Source organism: Winogradskya humida, from assembly GCF_016862215.1.
GTDB lineage: Bacteria > Actinomycetota > Actinomycetes > Mycobacteriales > Micromonosporaceae > Actinoplanes > Actinoplanes humidus.
On record NZ_BOMN01000136.1, the window covers coordinates 49,784 to 68,988 of the forward strand.

Annotated in this window: 5 protein-coding genes and 1 pseudogene; all 6 read right to left on the reverse strand. The window is 72.0% G+C overall.

Annotation, left to right across the window (positions count from 1 at the left end; all coding sequences use genetic code 11):
• Window positions 1-6 precede the first annotated feature (6 nt).
• Entirely contained in the window at window positions 7-1,116 is a 1,110-nt protein-coding gene (locus tag Ahu01nite_RS45795) for an acyl-CoA dehydrogenase family protein (RefSeq protein ID WP_203843049.1), read from the reverse strand.
• Window positions 1,109-1,399: an acyl carrier protein gene (locus tag Ahu01nite_RS45800; RefSeq protein ID WP_203843050.1), complete on the reverse strand. Its 291-nt coding sequence runs from the start codon at window positions 1,397-1,399 to the stop codon at window positions 1,109-1,111. Before Ahu01nite_RS45800 ends, Ahu01nite_RS45795 begins: the two co-directional genes overlap by 8 nt.
• The gene (locus tag Ahu01nite_RS45805) at window positions 1,396-2,262 is read right to left on the reverse strand and encodes a 3-hydroxyacyl-CoA dehydrogenase family protein (RefSeq protein WP_203843051.1); all 867 of its coding nucleotides are present in this window, start codon (window positions 2,260-2,262) and stop codon (window positions 1,396-1,398) included. The genes Ahu01nite_RS45800 and Ahu01nite_RS45805 overlap by 4 nt, the downstream gene beginning before the upstream one ends.
• A complete protein-coding gene (locus tag Ahu01nite_RS45810; protein WP_203843052.1) occupies window positions 2,259-3,995 on the reverse strand; it encodes a condensation domain-containing protein in 1,737 nt (578 codons plus the stop codon). The genes Ahu01nite_RS45805 and Ahu01nite_RS45810 overlap by 4 nt, the downstream gene beginning before the upstream one ends.
• Window positions 3,992-4,837, reverse strand: a complete 846-nt coding sequence (locus tag Ahu01nite_RS45815) for a hypothetical protein (protein ID WP_203843053.1) — start codon at window positions 4,835-4,837, stop codon at window positions 3,992-3,994. The genes Ahu01nite_RS45810 and Ahu01nite_RS45815 overlap by 4 nt, the downstream gene beginning before the upstream one ends.
• Before the next feature lie 108 nt (window positions 4,838-4,945).
• Window positions 4,946-19,204, reverse strand: a pseudogene (locus Ahu01nite_RS51095) (SDR family NAD(P)-dependent oxidoreductase); the annotation flags it as partial.
• Between the last annotated feature and the right edge of the window lies 1 nt (window position 19,205).

Below are 19,205 nucleotides of genomic sequence, written 5' to 3' on the forward strand. Positions count from 1 at the left end.
CTCCCGTCATCCCGTGATGGACAGCGCGTGCTCGGCCAGGATGAGCTGGCAGATCTCGTTGCTGCCCTCAATGAGCTCCATGAGCTTCGCGTCGCGATACGCCCGGGCCACCACGTGCCCGTCCTGGGCACCGGCCGACCCGAGCAGTTGCACGGCCGTGGCCGCGCTGCCGGCGGCGTGCCCGGCGCTGGTGTGCTTGGCCAGGACCGCCATGACGGCCATGTCCGGTGACCCGGAATCCCACGAGCGGCTCGCGTGTTCGCAGATCCGGGTCGACGTCTGTTCGGCGATGAGCAGCTCGGCCAGGTGCCGCCGGACGAGCTGGTGCTCGGCGAGCGCCACCCCGCCCTGGGTCCGGTTCCTGGTGTGCGTGCCCGCGGCCTGCAGACAGGCCCGGATGATGCCGGCACAGCCCCAGGCGATGGACATCCGGCCGTACGACAGGGCCGTGGTGAACAGCATCGGCAGGGACTGTCCCCCGCCGCCCAGCACGGCCGACGCGGGGAGCCGGATGCCGGTGAAGCGGACGTTCGCGTGCCCGGCGGCCCGGCAGCCCATCGGATCGGCCACCAGGTCGATCTCCAGGCCCGGCGAGTCCACCGGGATCATGGCCGCCGCGGCGGCGTCACCGTTGCGGCCCAGGATCAGCAGGTAGTCGGCGTAGCGGGCGCCGGTGAGCCACTTCTTCTCGCCGTTGACGACGAACCCGTCGCCGTCCGGCTCGATGCTGGTCTCCATCGAGGACAGGTCACTGCCGGCGCCCGGCTCGCTGAACCCGACCCCGGCCAGCTTCCCGCTGGTCAGCTCCGCGAGGTAGTGCCGGCGCTGGGCGCGGTCACCGAACCGCTGGACGGTGTACGCCACGATGCCCTGCGACGTCATGATGCTGCGCAGGGAGCTGTCGAGGCTGCCGGCGTACGCCGTGAATTCGCCGTTGTCCTGGCTGGTCGCCCCGAGCCCGCCGAACGAGGCCGGGACCTGCGCGCACAGCAGCCCGCGGGCGCCGGCCTTGTGGAGCAGATCGAGCGGCAACTCCCCCGCCAGGTCCCAGGCACCCGCCCGGTCGCCGATGAGCTCGCCGAGGAAGGCGCGCTCGTCGGCGAGTGGCTCAGGCATCGCCGGCCGGGTCGTCGGCGTCCTTGAGCCGCAGCACCAGCGCGGTCATCGACTCGACCGTGCGGAAGCTGTCGAGCTTGAGGTCGGGGCCGACGATCGCGATGTCGTAGGCCTCCTCGAGGTGCACGACGAGCTGCATGGCGAACATCGAGGACACCAGGCCGGAGCTGAAGAGGTCCTGCTCCGGCTCCACCGTGGTCTTGATGCGTTCGGCGAGGAAGCCGAGCAGTTCGTGCCGGATGGTCTCGGCGGTGGCCGCCGAGGTCGTCGATTCCGCCGTCATGACGCGCCCTTTGCGTAGTTGTAGAAACCTTCTCCGGACTTACGGCCCAGGTGGCCGTCCCGCACCTTCTGCAGCAGCAGGTCGCAGGGGTTGCAGCTCTCGTCGCCGCGGCGTTCGTAGAGCACGTTAAGCGAGTCGACCAGGTTGTCCAGGCCGATCAGGTCACCGGTGGCCAGCGGCCCGGTCGAGTGCCCGAGGCACCCTTCGAGCAGGCCGTCCACGTCCTCCACCGAGGCGACGCCCTCCTGCACGAGCATGGCCGCCGTATTGATGAGCGGGTGCAGGAGCCGGTTGATCACGAAACCGGCCGAGTCGTTGATGACGATCGACTGCCGGCCGAGCACGCTCAGCAGGTCGGTCACGGCCGTGACCAGAGCGGGATCGGTACGCGGCCCGCGGATCACCTCGACCATCTTGATCAGGTACGACGGGTTCATGAAGTGCACCCCGACGAGATCCGCGGGACGCTCGACCCACTCGGCCATCTCGTCGATCGGGATGCAGGACGTGTTGGAGATCAGGATGGTGCCGGGGCGCACGAGTTTCGACGCCGCGCTGAGCACCTTCTCCTTGGCCTCGGCGACCTCCGTGACCGCCTCGACCACGGTGGTGGCGTCGGCGATGTCATCGAGCGACAGGGTGGTCGTCAGCGTGCCCGGTGTGCGGCCGGCCGGGAGCACGCCCATCAGCTGGGCGTGCCGCAGCTTCTGCTTGACGGTGGACCGGGCGGCTTCCAGCACGGATTCGTCGACGTCCACCAGGACGACGGGTACCCCGTGGCCGAGGGCCAGTGCCGAGATGTTCGTACCCATCACGCCGGCCCCGACGACGGCGAGGCGGTGCTCCCCGAAATCAGTAGTCATGGTCTCTTCCCTGGGTCTGTTTCCCGCAGCTTCGCGGCGAGCGCGGCCGGGGTGGGGTTCTCGAAAATGTCGGGCAGGGCGATCGGTATCCCGGTGAGATCCTCGATCCTCTGCGCCAGTACTGCCGCCAGCAACGAGTGACCACCGGCTTCGAAGAAGCTCGTACGGGCGGTCACCTCGGTGTTCAGGAGCTGGTGCCACACCTCGATCAGGTCCTGCACGAGGTCGTCGTCGGGCGCCGGTGCCGGCTCGGCAGCCGGGTCGCCGTGGGTGCCGGGGCCGGGCGGGGCCAGCCGCTCGATCGTGCCGTCGGGGAGCCTGCGGGCCTGTTCCCCGGTGTGGTGGAGCCGGTCCGGGGCATCCGCGGGGCCGGCCAGGCACAGTTCACCACGAAGCCCGGGCGGGAGCTCCCTGCCGTCGGGTGCGACGACGTAGCTCCGCGGGGCGTCCACGGCGGCCTTGTCGACGATCTCGCGGTCCAGGTCACTCCAGCCCGCGTATTCGAGCAGCGGCCGGTCGGCGTCCGCGGCGGCGGCGACCAGCAGCGCGTCGAACCGGCGCTGCAACGCCTCGACGTCCGCCTCGCTCAGCACGTCGCGGGCGTAGCGGAACCAGATCTCCGACATCGAGGGCGTACCGACCAGTTCGAGGTCGAACTTGCTGTACGGGTTGTCGACGGTCAGCAGCCGGGCCGGCATGCCGTCGACGGACAACTCGCCCAGCGACGCCGCCGGCAGGTAGTTGAACAGGTGCTGGAAGAGCGCGGACTGCCACGCGGACCCGACACCGGGAAGCTCACCGGTGAGGTCGTCCACGGACACGTCGGCGTGTGCCATCGCGCCGAGGAACGCGTCGCGGGCCTGGCGGGTCAGCACCCGGAAACCGGCGGCCAGGTCGACCTGGATCCGCAGCGGGACCACGTTGACGTGATAGCCGATGCCCGCCGGGTTGGTGCCCCGGACGTCGACCGGGGAGCCGATGACGAGGTCGGGCCCGGCGCCGTGCGACGCGAGCAGGGCGCTGTAGGCGGCGAGGAGCACCGCGGCCACGGGCGCCCGCGCCACGCGCTGCAGGCTCGACAGTGCCCGCTGGGCCTCCGGGGAGAGCGCGCGGCGTGCGTTCCCGCCGCTCATCACGGGTTGCCGGCCACGCGGGGCGCCGCACCACAGGTCGAGGTTGCCCGGTGTGTAACCGCGCAGCGTCTCGCGCCAGTAGGTGAGGTCCGCCGGCCGTGGCGCGGTCTCGGTGACCGGCTGCGCCGACGCCGCGGCGGGAATGGGCAGCCCACCGCAGATCGCGTCGTAAACGGGAATGAATTCCCGCATGAAAAGGGCCATGGAGACCATGTCGAACGTTAGGTGATGCACGACGACACAGAAAACGTCACCGTCGGTACGGCTGGCATGCCCCGCCCGCAGCAAAGGCTCGCCGGTGAACGGGAAAGGCCGGTCGGCAAATGTGGTCAGATCGGTTCCCAGCGGCTCGATCTGCACCTCGAACTCGCCCGTGCCGACGATTCGCTTGGACAATTCCGCGCCGCCGGTGGACTCAAATACCGTCCGGAGCACCTCGTGCCGGGCAAGCAGAATGGTCAGCGCGGCGCGCAACGCCTGAGGATTCAGCCGGCCGGTCACCTGAAAGGCGAGCCCGAGATTGTTGATCCCGGTGCCGGGGACGATCCGCTCGAGCAGCCACAGCGCTTTTTCCTTACCCGACGCGACGGCTACGCTCATGACGCCGGGAATTCGGCGTGTTCCTCCAGGACCGCGACCGCCGAGTCCGAGCGCATCAGATCAGCGTGGCCGACCTCGAGCGCGAACCTGCTGCCGATCACCTTGGCGGCGTTCACCACGGTGGTGTCGCCGCGGCTCTCCATCAGCGCGAAGTCGGTCGACGTGATCGCGAGCGATCGCTTCCAGATCTCCGTCGGGTCGACCTGCGCGGCGGCTGCCAGCCAGGTCATGTACGACTCGAACAGCTGGACCACCTCGTCGAGGCGGGACTCGGCGAGGCCGATCCGCTTGAACGCGATCGCGGCCATCTCGCGGTAGAGCCCGACGATCTCGATGGCGGCGTCGAACAGGCCGCCGGAGTGCGTCTCGACGATCCGGGTGGCGCTCTGCCGGGCACTCTCCGCCTCGGCGGCGGTGAAGATCGGACCGGCCATGCCGATCATCTTGTGCATCTCCATGGCGAGCAGCTGGCTGTCGGTGAGCTGCGGGTCGAACAGGATCACCCGCGGCTCGGTGCTCTGGAACGCGGCGAGCCGGCCCGCGACCTCCGCGGCGTAGACGCTGCCGACGCAGTAGCCGAGCACGGCCACCACCTCGTACTTCTCCCACTCGCCGTCGCGCATCCAGTGCTCGGTGTAGAAGTCACCGGACGGCCGCTCGGTCACCCGCACCGGCGGCGGGACGGTCTGCAGGAAACCCAGGCCGGACCAGGCCGTTCCCATTTTGGCCGCGAGCTCGCCGAAACCGGCTTCGTTCCGGCCGGCCGCGGGAAAGTCGACGGCCAGCACAATACGGTTCGACTCGGGCGCGGAGATGACGCTCCAGGAGTTCGGATTCGGCACTGATTCATCCCATCGTAAAGAATCGAAAGGCGCGGCACATGACTGTCAGACAGCCGGGGAATCGTTGTGGGGAAGCGCCGCCGACAATTGCGCCCAGAGGAAGTCCGCGATGGCGACCGGTGAATAGAAGTCATAGATGAAACCCTCGGGCAAGTTTACGCCGGTCCGTTCGCTGATGCTTTCTCTCAGTTGAACGGCCAGCATGGAGGTCATGCCCATCTCGAACACGTCACCGTCGCCGGGAACCCAGTCGAGCGAGTCGTATCCGAGCATCTCGGCGATGCCCTCACGGACCAGCCGGCGCATCAGTTCCTGCTGTTCGGCGGGGTCGAGCCCGTCCAGCTGACGCATCCATTCGCGGGCTCCGGGCGCCTCGGTGGCCTCCGCCGGTGTGCCGGGCTCCTGCCCGCGCCACTGCGAGAGCTTCGCCAGGACCGTGCCGAGCGGCGTGTCCTCGTTCAAGTGCCCGGCCAGCCCGAGCAGTCCGGCGAGGGCGGACATGTCCCCGCCGTCCACGGCGGCCCAGAACTTTCGTTCCCGGTCGGAGGAGGAGGGGCGCTGTACGGGGATCGTCGGCCAGTAGCGCTGGCGCTGGAACGCGTACGTGGGAAGGTCGACCTTGCGTCCCCCGGCGAGCACGGCGGCCCAGTCCACGGTGGTGCCCTGGACGTGGACCGTGGCCAGGCTGGTCAGGAACGCCTGCAGGCCGGTACCGGCGCGGTCCAGGGCTCCGGTCACCGTCCGGGTGGCCCCGTCCGGTGCGTGGTCGGCGAGCACCTTGGCGATGCGGTCGCTCAGCACCGGTTCCGGGCTGAGCTCGACATAGCCGCCGATGCCCGCGCCGGCCAGCGCCAGCACGGTCTCGGTCCACTGCGGGTCGTCCCCGGCGCCGAGCCACCAGGCGGCATCCAGCTCGGCGTCGCCGACCGGGGCGGCGTCCCGGGTGGAGTACATCGCAATCGTGCCCGGCCTGACCCGGATGCCCGTGAGCTCCGAGCCGCTGGCCAGGGAGACGGCGATCCGGGCGGCGTCGGCGGGGGTGAGGATGCCGGCCACCTGTGCGGCAGCCACCTCGCCGGGACCGTCACCCGCGACCGCGGCGGGGTGTACGCCCGCCGCCCGCCACATGGCCGCCAGCGAGACGAGGACCGCCCACAGCACGGGCTGCAGCACCTCGACCCGCTCGACGGCCGGGCCCCGCAGCACCTCGGTGAGCGACCAGTCCACGAGCGGCGCGAGCGCCTGTTCGCACTCGGCCATCCGCGCCGCGAACACGGGCGAATCGTCCAGCAGGGACGCCACCGAGCCGGGCCACCCGGCGTCGCTGCCGGGGAACACGAACGCGAGCTTCTGCTCCCCCGCCGCGGTGCCGGTCACCACGTCCTTCGCCGCCACACCCGCCGACATCACGGCCAGCTCACCGAGCAGGCCGGCCCGGTCGCCACCCAGCACGACCGCCCGGCGGTTGAACACCGTCCGCGTGGTGGCCAGCGACAGGGCGACGTCGAGAGGGTCCAGCTCCGGTCGCTCGACGAGGAATTCGCGCAACCGGGTCGCCTGCGCCTGCAGGGCCTGGTCGGTGCGGGCCGACAGCGTCCACGCCACCACCTGCGGCCGCGGCTGCGGTGCGGGGCCGCCCGGCTCGGCAACCGGTGGTGCCTCTTCCACGATGACGTGGGCGTTCGTGCCGCTGATGCCGAACGAGGACACACCCGCCCGCCGCGGCCGTCCGGTGGCGGGCCACGGCACGGATTCCGTCAGCAGCCGGACGTCCCCGGCGGTCCAGTCCACGTGCGGCGACGGCTCGTCCGCGTGCAATGTCTGCGGGATCCGGCCGTGCCGCAACGCCAGCACCATCTTGATGACACCGGCGACACCGGCCGCGGCCTGGGTGTGCCCGATGTTCGACTTGACCGAGCCGAGCCACAGCGGCTGATCCTCCGGACGGTCCTGACCGTACGTCGCCAGCAGCGCCTGTGCCTCGATCGGGTCACCCAGCGTCGTGCCGGTCCCGTGCGCCTCGACGACGTCCACGTCACCGGCCGAGAGCCGCGCGTTCGCGAGCGCCGAGCGGATCACCCGCTGCTGCGCGGGGCCGTTCGGGGCGGTCAGGCCGTTGGAGGCACCGTCCTGGTTGAGCGCGCTGCCCCTCAGCACCGCGAGGACCTGGTGGCCGTTGCGGCGGGCCTGCGACAGCCGCTCCACGACGAGCATGCCGGCGCCCTCGGAGAACCCGGTGCCATCGGCATCGGCCGAGAACGCCTTGCAGCGCCCGTCCGTCGACAGCCCGCGCTGGCGGGAGAACTCGATGAACGTGCCCGGGGTCGCCATGACGGTCACGCCGCCGACCAGCGCGAGCGAGCATTCGCCGGCCTGCAGCGCCTGCGCGGCGAGGTGCAGGGCGACCAGCGCCGACGAGCAGGCCGTGTCGACCGTCATCGCCGGGCCTTCCAGGCCGAACGCGTACGACAGCCGGCCCGACAGGATGCTGGTCGCGACGCCGGTCATCAGGTGCCCGCCGACCTCGGTGCCGTCGGCGATGACGCCCTGCTCGTACCCGGAGGTGTAACCGCCCACGAACGCGCCGGTCTGGCTGCCGCGCAGCGTCGCCGGGTCGATGCCGGCCCGTTCGAACGCCTCCCAGGAGAGTTCCAGGAGCAGCCGCTGCTGCGGGTCCATGGCGAGCGCCTCGCGGGGGCTGATCTCGAAGAAGCCGGCGTCGAACGCGCTGGCGTCCGTGACGAACCCGCCCGACTGCGTGTACGAGGTGCCCTGGTTGGTGGCGTCCGGGTTGTAGAGGGCCTCGAGGTCCCAGCCACGGTCGGCGGGGAACTCGGAGATGGCGTCCTCCCCCGCGTCGAGCAGGCGCCACAGGTCCTCCGGGCCCGTCACGCCGCCCGGGAAGCGGCAGCTCATCCCGACGATCGCGATCGGATCGTCGGCGAGTGCCAGCGCCGGGGTCGCCGGCACCGCCGCGGCGGGCAGCTCTCCGATCAGCTGCGACCGCAGGTGGGTGGCCAGCACGACCGGGCTGGGGTAGTCGAACACGAGCGTGGCGGGCAGTCGCAGCCCGGTCGCCGCGGTCAGCCGGTTACGCAGCTCGACGGCGGTCAGCGAGTCGAAACCCAGGTCGCTGAACGCGCGGGCCGGCTCGATGGCATCGCCCGAGGTGTGGCCCAGCACCGCCGCGATGTGGGTGCGGGTGAGTTCCAGCAGGACCTGCTCGCCGTCGGCCGGTGCCAGCACGGACAACTGCTGCCTCAGCGAGTCCGCGGCTCCGGCGGTTGCGGATGCGGCGGTACGCCGTGCCGCGGCGGGGGCCAGCGCCTTCCACAGCGCCGGTACCTCCGCGCCGCGGGCAGCCTGCCCCCGGAGCCCCGCCAGGTCCAGCCGGGCCGCGACCAGCATCGCGTCGTCGCGGGTCAGGGCGGTGTCCATCAGGGCCAGCGCCTCACCGGCGGTCAGCGCCGTGATGCCGTTGCGGCCCATCCGTGCCCGTTCGGCCTCGGAGAGCTGCCCGGTGAGCCCGCTGACGTCGGCCCACAGGCCCCACGCCAGCGACGTGGCCGGTTGCCCGGCCGCCCGGCGGTATGAGGCCAGCGCGTCCAGGAACGTGTTGGCGGCGACGTAGTTGCCCTGCCCGGGCGCCCCGAACGTGGCGGCGGCGGACGAGAACAGCACGAAGTGGTCCAGGTCGAGATCCGCCGTGAGCTCGTGCAGATGCCAGGCGGCGTCGGTCTTGGGCCGCATCACGGCGTCCAGCCGCTGCGGGGTCAGCGACGCGATCACGCCGTCGTCGATGACGCCCGCGGTGTGGAACACCGATTGTGGCGGCACGCGGTCCACGATCGCGGCGAGGGCGTCCCGATCGGCCGCGTCCCCGGCCACGATCCGCACCTGCGTGCCGAGCGCGGCGAGGTCGGCGGCCAGTGTCGCGGCTCCCGTTGCCCAAGGCCCGGAGCGGCTGAGCAGGACGACGGTGCCGGCGCGCCCGGTGACCGCCAGATGCCTGGCCACCAGTGCACCGAGGGTGCCGGTGCCGCCGGTGATCAGAGCGGTTCCGGCCGGGGCCCGGCGGACGGCGGTGCTGTCTGCGGTTCCGGCCGGGACCTCGCGGACGGTGGCGGGTGCGGGCCGGATCAGCCGGCGTCCGTAGCCGATCGCGTCGCGCAGGGCCAGTTCCGGCTCGCCGCTGTCGAGCAGATCCGGGTCCACCACACCGGTGGCTGGCACGTCGGCCAGGATCAGCCGGCCCGGGTTCTCCGCCTGCGCCGACCGCAGCAGACCCCACACCGCGGCCGCGGCCAGATCGGTCACGCCCTCGCCGGGCAGTGCGGCGACCGCGCCCCGGGTCAGCACCACGAGCGGCACGGTTTCGAGGCGGTCCTCGGCAAGCCATTCCTGCAGCAGTGCGAGCGTCTCAGCGGTGAGTTGCCGGGCCGCCTGCGCGACGTCTCCGGTCCCGCCCACGATGCTCACCAGAACCGCGCGAGGTAGTTCGGCTGCCGCGACGATGTCCGCGATGCCGGCGTAGGCGATCCCGTCGATGCCGAACGGGTTGGCACCGAGCAGCGCCAGAGCTCCGGCGGGCGAGCCGCCCGCCGGGCTGACCGGGACCCAGTCCACCGCGAACAACGCGTCACCCGGGCCCGTGTCCGTGCTGCTGCGCAGCTGGTCGACCGCGACCGGGCGGGTGACCAGGGAGGCCACCGAGATGACCGGTGCGCCCATGGTGTCGGCCGCCGTGAACGTGAGGTCGCCCCGGTCGTCGCGGCGCAGCCGGGCCCGCAGCACCCCGGCGCCACCGGCGTGCAACTGCACCCCCGTCCAGGCGAACGGCAACCGGACCAGGCCTTCGCCGCCGGTCGCGCCCGGCTGCGGGAGCAACGCGCTGGCCTGCAGAACAGCGTCCAGCAGGGCCGGGTGCAGACCGTACGATCCGGCGTCACCGGCCGCCTCATCGGGCAGGGCCACCTCGGCGTAGACGTCCGCTCCCCGGCGCCAGGCGGCACGGACGCCCTGGAACGAGGGGCCGTATTCGAGCGCCCCGGCCGCGAACGCCTCGTACATGCCGTCGATGTCCACCACCGTCGCGTCCCGGGGCGGCCAGACGGCCAGCTCGGCGTCCGTGACAGCGTGCTCTTCCGCCGGGGCCAGGGTGCCGCCGGCGTGCTCGGTCCACGGTTGCTGCGGGTCGGTGCGGGAGTACACCCGTACGTCGCGGCGCCCGGTGCCGTCGGCCGCGCCGAGCACGACCTGCACCTGCACGCCGCTTCCGTCCGCGGGCAGGAGCAGCGGGGCCTGCAGCGTCAGCTCCTCCACCACGCCGCAGCCGGCCTGGTCACCCGCGCTCACGGCGAGTTCCACAAATCCGGTGCCGGGCAGCAGCACCACGCCACCGACCGCGTGATCGGCGAGCCAGGGGTGCGTACGCAGCGACAGCCGTCCCGTGCACACCAGTCCGGCCCCGCCGGCGAGTTCGACCGTGGCGCCCAGCAACGGGTGCCCGACGGCGCCCAGGCCCAGGGACACGGGGTCACCGCCGGCGGCGTAGCGGGGGGCGTCGGGCCAGAACCGCTCGTGCCGGAACGCGTACGTCGGCAGTTCCACCTGGGCGGCGGCGGGCAGGACGGTGGTCCAGTCGACGGTCGCGCCGCGCACGAACGCCTCCGCGAACGACGTCACGAGGCGCGTGACACCACCGTCGTCGCGGCGCAACGTCCCGAAGACAGCTCCGTCCTCGACGATGTCGCCCACCGCACCGAGCAGCACCGGATGCGGCGTGACCTCGACAAACAATTCATGACCCAGTTCGGCGAGTACGCGCACCGCCCGCTCGAACTGCACCGGCGCACGCAAACTGGCGTACCAGTAGGCAGCATCCAGTTCCGTGCCCGTCAGCACCTCACCGGTCATCGCCGACACCATCGGCACCCGGCCCGCCCGCGGCGTCACACCAGCAAGCACGGTGAGGATCTCGTCCTTCAGGCTCTCGACCTGCGGACCGTGCGAGGCATAGTCCACGGCAACCATCCGCGCCCGGACACCCTCGTTGTCGAACTCCTGCTTCAGTTCCAGCAACGCGGCCGGTTCACCCGAAACGACCACCGCGGCAGGCCCGTTCACCACTGCCAGCGACACGCGGTCGTCCAAGCGTGCTTCCACCGACTCGGCAGAGGCCTGGATCGACAGCATGCCGCCCGCGCCGGCGAGGGCCCGCAACGACTGCGATCGCAGCGCGACAACCTTCGCGCCGTCCTCCAGGCTCAACATCCCCGCCACCACTGCGGCAGCGATCTCGCCCTGCGAGTGGCCGACAACAGCGTCGGGATGTACCCCGGCGGCTTCCCACACCGCCGCCAGGGACACCATCACGGACCAGAGCAAAGGCTGGACCACGTCCGCCTTGTCCCAGTCGAGCGAATCATCGAACAGCGACCAGGTTCCGTACGGTGCAAGGGCCTTCGAGCACTCAGCAAGACGCGCGGCAAACACCTCGGAAGAGTCAGCGAGCTCGCGGCCCATGCCGATCCACTGTGAACCCTGACCCGGGAACACGAACACGGTCCGGGCGTCCGCACGAGCGACACCGCTGATCTGATCGTCACCCACCACGACGGCCCGGTGCTCGAACACCGACCGGGTGGTCGCCAGGGACCAGGCCACGTCGGCGGGGTCGAGCTCCGGGCGTTCACTCACCCAGTCGCGCAGCCGGTCGGCCTGATCGGCGAGGCCCGCTGCGGAGCGGCTCGACAGCACCCGGGCACCGGCACCCGACACGACCCGGGCCGGCGGTACAGCGACCGGCGCGGCGTCCTCGGCGGGGGCTTCCTCCAGGATGATGTGCGCGTTGGTGCCGCTGATCCCGAACGACGACACGCCCGCCCGCCGGACCCGGCCGTTCGACGGCCACGGCACGGGTTCGTTCAGCAGCCGGACGTCGCCGGCTGTCCAGTCCACGTGGGGTGACGGATCGGCGGCGTGCAACGTACGCGGCAACTGCTCGTTCCGCAGTGCCAGCACCATTTTCATCACGCCGGCGACACCGGCGGCGGCCTGGGTGTGCCCGATGTTGGACTTCACGGACCCGAGCCACAGGGGCCGGCCTTCCGGACGACCCTGACCGTACGTCGCCAGCAGCGCCTGCGCCTCGATCGGGTCGCCGAGCGTCGTGCCGGTCCCGTGCGCCTCGACCGCGTCCACGTCGTTGGTCGACAGCCCGGCGGTGGCGAGTGCCGCCCGGATGACCCGTTGCTGCGACGGCCCGTTCGGGGCGGTCATCCCGTTGGAGGCGCCGTCCTGGTTGACGGCCGAGCTGCGGACCACCGCGAGCACCGGGTGGCCGTTGCGACGGGCGTCGGAGAGCCGCTCGACAACGAGTACGCCCGCTCCCTCGGCCATGCCCATGCCGTCCGCGCCGGCCGAGAACGCCTTGCTCCGGCCGTCCTCGGCGAGGCCCCGCTGCTGGCTGAACCCCACGAAGCCGTCGGGGGTGGAGATCACGGTCGCGCCGCCGGCCAGTGCCAGCGAGCACTCCCCGGACCGCAGTGCCTGCGCGGCCAGGTGCAGTGCGACCAGCGACGACGAGCACGCGGTGTCGACGGTGACCGCCGGGCCCTCCAGCCCCAGGGTGTACGACACCCGGCCGGACAGCACGCTCGTGGCGAAGCCGGTCGTCAGGTGACCCTCGGAGCCTTCGGTGCCCATCGCCACGCCGATGCCGTACCCCGAGGCGAAACCGCCGACGAAGACGCCGGTCGGGCTGCCGCGCAACGTTCCCGGTTCGATCCCGGACCGCTCGATGGCCTCCCACGACACCTCGAGGAGCAGCCGCTGCTGGGGGTCCATGGCGAGCGCCTCGCGCGGGCTGATGCCGAAGAACCCGGCGTCGAAACCGCTGGCGTCGCCCATGAAGCCGCCGGAGCGGGTGTAGATGGTCCCGGTGTGGTCGGGGTCCGGGTGGTAGAGATTGTCGGCGTCCCAGCCGCGGTCGTCCGGGAAACCGGAGACGGCGTCCGTGCCGCCGGCGAGCAGCTGCCAGAACTCGTCCGGGCTCGTCACGTCGCGGGGGAACCGGCAGGCCATGCCGACGATCACGATCGGGTCGCCGTCCACGGGCACGGCGTGCGCCGGGGGGCGGTCCACGGCCGGGGCGTCGTCGCCCACGAGCAGGTCGCGCAGGTGACCGGCGAGCACGGTGAGGTTGGGGTAGTCGAAGACGAGCGTGGCGGGCAGGCGCAGACCGGTGACGCCGTTGAGCCGGTTGCGCAGCTCGACCGCCGTCAGCGAGTCGAAGCCCAGGTCGGTGAAGTTGCGGGTGGCCTCGATCGCGGTGGCGGTGGTGTGGCCGAGCACGGCGGCGACGTGCGTGCGGATCAGGTCGGACAGCAGCCGGATCCGCTCGGCGGCGCTCAGCGGGGCCAGCTGCCGGTGCAGGGAGTCCGCACCGGCGGGACCGGATGCGGCGGTGCGCCGGGTGCCGCCGGTGTGGATCAGCGCCCGCCACAGCGCGGGCACCTGGCTCGTGTCGGTGGCCTGGGCTGCCTGGGCGCGCATCTTCGGCAGGTCGAAGCGTGCCGGGACGAGCACTGCCTCGTCGCGGCTCACGGCCAGGTCGAAGAGCGCCAGGCCCTCCTCGGCGCTCAGCGCGGCGACACCGCGGCTGATCCGGGCCCGTTCCGCGTCACTGAGCTGCCCGGTCAGCGCGCTGAGCTCGGCCCACATCCCCCAGCCCAGCGAGGTGCCCGGCAGTCCGGTGGCACGGCGTTCGGCCGCCAGCGCGTCCAGGAACGCGTTCGCCGCCACGTAGTTGCCCTGCCCGGGTGCGCCCGTCGCGGACGCCGCCGAGGAGAACAGCACAAAATCGGTCAGGTCGTAGCGCTGGGTCAGCTCGTGCAGGTTCCATGCGCCGTCGGCCTTCGGGCGCATGACGGTCGCGACCCGTTCCGGGGTGAGCGAGGCGATGACGCCGTCGTCCAGGATGCCGGCGGTGTGCACCACGCTTGTCAGGTCGGAGATGCCGGCCAGAACCGTGCTGAGGGCGTCGCGATCGGCAGCGTCGCACTCCAGGACCCGTACCGTTGCGCCCTGCCCGGCCAGGTCCGCGCTCAGCACGGCGACGTTCGCCGCGCCCGGTCCGGAGCGGCTCGTCAGCACGAGACTGCCGGTGGCCGCCCGGTGCCGCGCGACCAGGGCACCCAGCGTGCCGGTGCCACCGGTGATCAGGGTGGTGCCGGTCCCCGTAGCGGCGGGCATCGGGGCGGCGGGCATCGTCAGGACGAGCTTGCCGGTGTGCCGCGCCTGCGACATGAACCGGAACGCCTCCGGTGCCCGGCGCACGTCCCAGGCCCGCAGCGGCAGCGGGTTCAGGTCGTGTGCGGACAGCAGATCGACGATCGTGGCGAGCATGGCGCCGAGCTGGTCCGGGCCCGCCTCACCCAGGTCGAAGGGGCGGTAGGTGAGACCGGCGGGGAGGGTGCCCGGGTCACGCAGATCCGTCTTGCCCATCTCGATGAACGCGCCACCGGCCGGCAGCAGCCGCAGCGAGGCGTCGATCAGGTCCCCGGCGAGGGAGTTGATGACGATGTCCACACCCCGGCCGCCCGTGGCAGCCAGGAATTCCGGCTCGAAGCGGGCGTCGCGGGACGAGGCGATGTGCTGCTCGTCCAAGCCGGCCGCGAGCAGCGCCGGCCATTTCGCCGGGCTCGCCGTCGCGTAGACCTCAAGACCGAGGTGCCGGGCGATCTGCACCGCGGCGGATCCGACGCCACCGGCGGCCGCGTGGATCAGCACCTTCTGACCGGCTCGGGCATCGGCGAGGTTCACCAGCGCGTACCAGGCCGTCAGGAAAGCGACCGGCACCGACGCGGCGGTCGCGAAGGACCAGCCGTCGGGTACGCGGACGAGCTGCCGCGCATCCGTGGTGACCACCGGTCCGAACCCGCCGGCGGCGATACCCATGACCCGGTCACCCGGGTGGACGGCGGTGACCCCGGGACCGGTCTCCAGCACCACACCGGCGATCTCACTGCCCATCACGCCACCGCCGGGGTACATGCCCAGCGCGATCAGCACGTCGCGGAAGTTCAGGCCCGCCACCCGGACGCCCACGCGTACGTGACCCGCCTCCAGCGGCAGGGCGAACTCGGGGGCTTCCGCCAGCGTCAGATCGTGCAGGGAACCGCCGGCGTCGGGGGTCAGGCGCCACGGGCCTTCCGGCGCCACGAGGGCACCCGACGGCCGCACCAGACGCCGCCCGTACGCGCCGAGCGCGCCACCGGTGCCCCGGAACGCCAGCTCCGGCTCCCCGGAGTCCGGTACCCCGGCCAGCGCGGCCAGGTCGACATCGGCGGTGGCGGGCAGGTCGACGAGGAAGATGCGGCCCGGGTTCTCCGACTGCGCCGAGCGCAGCAGGCCCCACGCCGCGGCGGCTGCCAGGTCGCTGACGCCCTCGCCGGGCACCACCGGAACGGCGCCGCGGGTCAGCACGATCAGCGGCACCGGTTCGAGGCGGTCGTCGGCCAGCCAGCGCTGCACAAGCTCCAGCGCCTCGATCGCGACGTGCTGCGGGACCTCGCCGGTGATGCAGGCCAGCACCGCGCCAGGGGCTTCGGTGCCGGCGTCGTACGCCCGGACACCCGTCCCGAAGTGGTCCGTTCCGAGCAGCGCCCAATCCGGGCCCGGGGCTGCGGGTGCCACGGTGACCGGGAGCCAGTCCACGGCGTACAGGGCGTCGGACGGGCCGCTCTGCAGCTGCTCGACCGTCACCGGGCGGGTGCTGAGCGAGCTCACCGAGATGACCGGGGCGCCCGTGGCGTCGGCGGCGACGAAGGTCAGGTTGCCGCGGTCGTCGCGGCTCAGCCGGGCCCGCAGCACCGCGGCGCCACCGGCGTGCAGCTCGACACCGGTCCAGGCGAACGGCAACCGGACCTCGCCCTTGCCGCTGGTCGCATCCGGCTGGATGGTCGCATCCGGCTGCGGGAGCAGCGCGCTGGCTTGCAGGACGGCGTCCATCAGTGCCGGGTGCAGCCCGTAGGAACCGGCCTCGGCGGCCACGCCCTCGGGCAGGGCCACCTCGGCGAAGACCTCGGTGCCGCGCTGCCAGATCTCGCGTACCCCGCGGAACGCCGGTCCGTAGGTCAGGCTGCCGGCGGCGAAGGCCTCGTAGATCCCGTCGATGTCCACCGCGGTCGCATCCCGGGGTGGCCACGCGGACAGTCCGGCGTCCACCACGGCATCCGTGCTGCCCGTTGTGCTGCCGGATGTGCTGCCCGGTGCCAGCGTTCCGGTGGCGTGCTGGGTCCAGGGCTGCTGCGCGTCGGTACGGGAGAACACCTGCACCTCGCGCCGGCCCGTACCGTCACCGGCGCCGACCACCACCTGGACCTGGACCCCGCTGCCGTCCGCGGGCACCACGAGCGGGGCCTGCAGCGTCAGCTCGTCCAGCGTCCCGCAACCGGCCTGGTCCCCCGCGCGTACCGCGAGTTCCACGAATCCGGTGCCGGGCAGCAGCACCACGCCGCCGACCGCGTGATCGGCGAGCCAGGGCTGCGCACGCAACGACAACCGGCCCGTGCAGACCAGTCCGGACCCACCGGCGAGCTCGACCGTGGCGCCCAGCAGCGGATGCCCGACGGCGCCCATGCCGAGCGACTCCGGGTCGCCGCTGCTGACGGGTACTGCGGCGTCCGGCCAGTACCGGTCCGGCCGGAACGCGTAGGTCGGCAGGTCCACGCGTTTCGCGGGCGGAAGGATCCTGGTCCAGTCGACGGTCGCGCCCTGCACGAACGCCTCGGCGAAGGACGTCACGAGCCGCGTCACGCCACCGTCGTCACGTCGTAGCGTCCCGCACACCCCGCCGTCCGCCACGATGTCGGTGATCGCGCCCAGCATCACCGGATGCGGCGTCACCTCGATGAAGATCTGATGACCCAGTTCGGCGAGTACGCGTACGGCGCGCTCGAACTGCACCGGGGTGCGGAGGCTGGCGTACCAGTAGGCGGCATCCAGTTCGGTGCCGGTCAGCACCTCACCGGTCATCGCCGACACCATCGGTACCCGGCCGGTCCGCGGCGTCACCCCATCGAGCGCGGTGAGGATCTCGTCCTTCAGGCTCTCGACCTGCGGACCGTGCGAGGCATAGTCCACGGCGACCATCCGCGCCCGGACGCCCTCGGCCTCAAGTTCCTGTTTCAGTTCCAGCAACGCGTCCGGTTCACCGGAGACGACCACCGCGGCCGGGCCGTTCACCACGGCCAGGGACAGCCGGTCGTCGAGACGCTTCTCCACGGACTCGGCGGAGGCCTGGATCGACAGCATGCCGCCCGCACCCGCGAGGGCCCGCAACGACTGCGACCGCAGCGCAACAACCTTCGCGCCGTCCTCCAGGCTCAACATCCCCGCCACCACAGCGGCAGCGATCTCACCCTGCGAATGACCAACAACCGCATCGGGTACGACCCCAGCGGCCTCCCACACCGCCGCGAGAGACACCATCACCGACCAGAGCAGCGGCTGGACGACATCCGCCTTGTCCCAGTCGAGCGAATCATCGAACAGCGACCAGGAACCGTACGGTGCAAGGGCTTGTGAACACTCAGCGAGCCGCGCGGCGAACACCTCGGACGAAGCGGCGAGCTCGCGGCCCATGCCGATCCACTGGGAACCCTGACCCGGGAACACGAACACCGGCCGGCCGCCGGAGCGGGCCACCCCGGACACCGCGTTGCCGAGGTCGGACAGCGTGTCCCGGTCCGCGCCGACGAAGACGGCCCGGTGGTCGAACGCGGAGCGCGTGACGGCCAGGGACCAGGCGACGTCGGCGGACCCGAGATCGGGCCGCGCGGTCAGCCAGTCGCCCAGCCGCGCCGCCTGATCGGCCACGCCCTCGGCGGAGCGGGACGAGACCAGCCAGGCGTTCGCACCCGACACGACCGGTGCCGGCTCGGCGACCGGGACGGCCTGCTCGCTCTCGCCGGCCGGTGCTTCCTCGACGATGATGTGCGCGTTGGTGCCGCTCATGCCGAACGACGAGATGCCGGCCCGGCGTACCCGCTCACCGGCGGGCCACTCCACCGGCTGTTGCAGCAGCTCGACCTCGCCGGACGCCCAGTCCACGTGTGGCGACGGCTGCTCGGCGTGCAGCGTGCGGGGCAGCTGCTCGTGCTGCAACGCGAGCACCATCTTGATGACACCGGCGACACCGGCCGCCTGCTGGGTGTGGCCGATGTTCGACTTCACCGACCCGAGCCACAACGGGCGGCCTTCGGGACGTTCCTGACCGTACGTGTTCAGCAGCGCCTGGGCCTCGATCGGATCCCCGAGCGTCGTGCCGGTCCCGTGCGCCTCCACCACGTCCACGTCGGCGCTCGACAGCCGGGCGTTGGCCAGCGCGGCCCGGATGACCCGCTGCTGCGACGGCCCGTTCGGGGCGGTCAGGCCGTTGGAGGCGCCGTCCTGGTTGATCGCCGAGCCGCGGATCACCGCGAGCACCTTGTGCCCGTTGCGCCGCGCGTCGTCGAGGCGCTCCAGCACCACCATGCCCACGCCCTCGGACATGCCCATGCCGTCCGCGTCGGCCGAGAACGCCTTGCACCGGCCGTCCTCGGCCAGCCCCCGCTGCCGGGAGAAGCCGATGAACCCCGACGGCGACATGATCACCGTGACGCCACCGGCCACCGCGAGCGTGCACTCCCCCGCCCGGAGCGCCTGGGCGGCCAGGTGCAACGCCACCAGCGACGACGAGCAGGCCGTGTCGACCGACACGGCCGGTCCCTGCAGCCCGAGCAGGTAGGAGATGCGGCCCGACATCACGCTGGTCGCGGCGCCGGTCATCAGATGCCACTCGGCACCGTCCATATTGTGCAGTGCCGGGTTGGCGATGTAGTCCGAGGGGGCGACACCGACGAAGACGCCGGTCTGCGAACCGCGCAGCGACATGGGGTCGAGCCCGGACGCTTCGAGGGCCTCCCACGAGGCCTCCAGCAGCAGCCGCTGCTGGGGGTCCATGGCGAGGGCCTCACGCGGGCTGATCCCGAAGAACCCGGCGTCGAACGTCGCCGCGCCCTGCAGGAAACCGCCGTCGAGCACGTACGCGGTCCCCTGCGCGTCCGGGTCCGGGTTGTAGAAGCTGCCGACATCCCAGCCCCGGTCGTCCGGGAATCCCGAGATCGCGTCGCCGCCGTCGGCGATCAGCTCCCACAGGTCGTCGGGGTTCGCCACCCCACCGGGGTAGCGGCAGCTCATCCCCACGATCGCCAGTGGCGCCGAGGAGGCCGCGACGAGCTGGCGGTTACGCTGCCGCAGCCGTTCGGTCTCCTTCACGGAGGCACGCAGCGCTTCGAGGAGCTTGTCAGCCGGCTGGGTCATC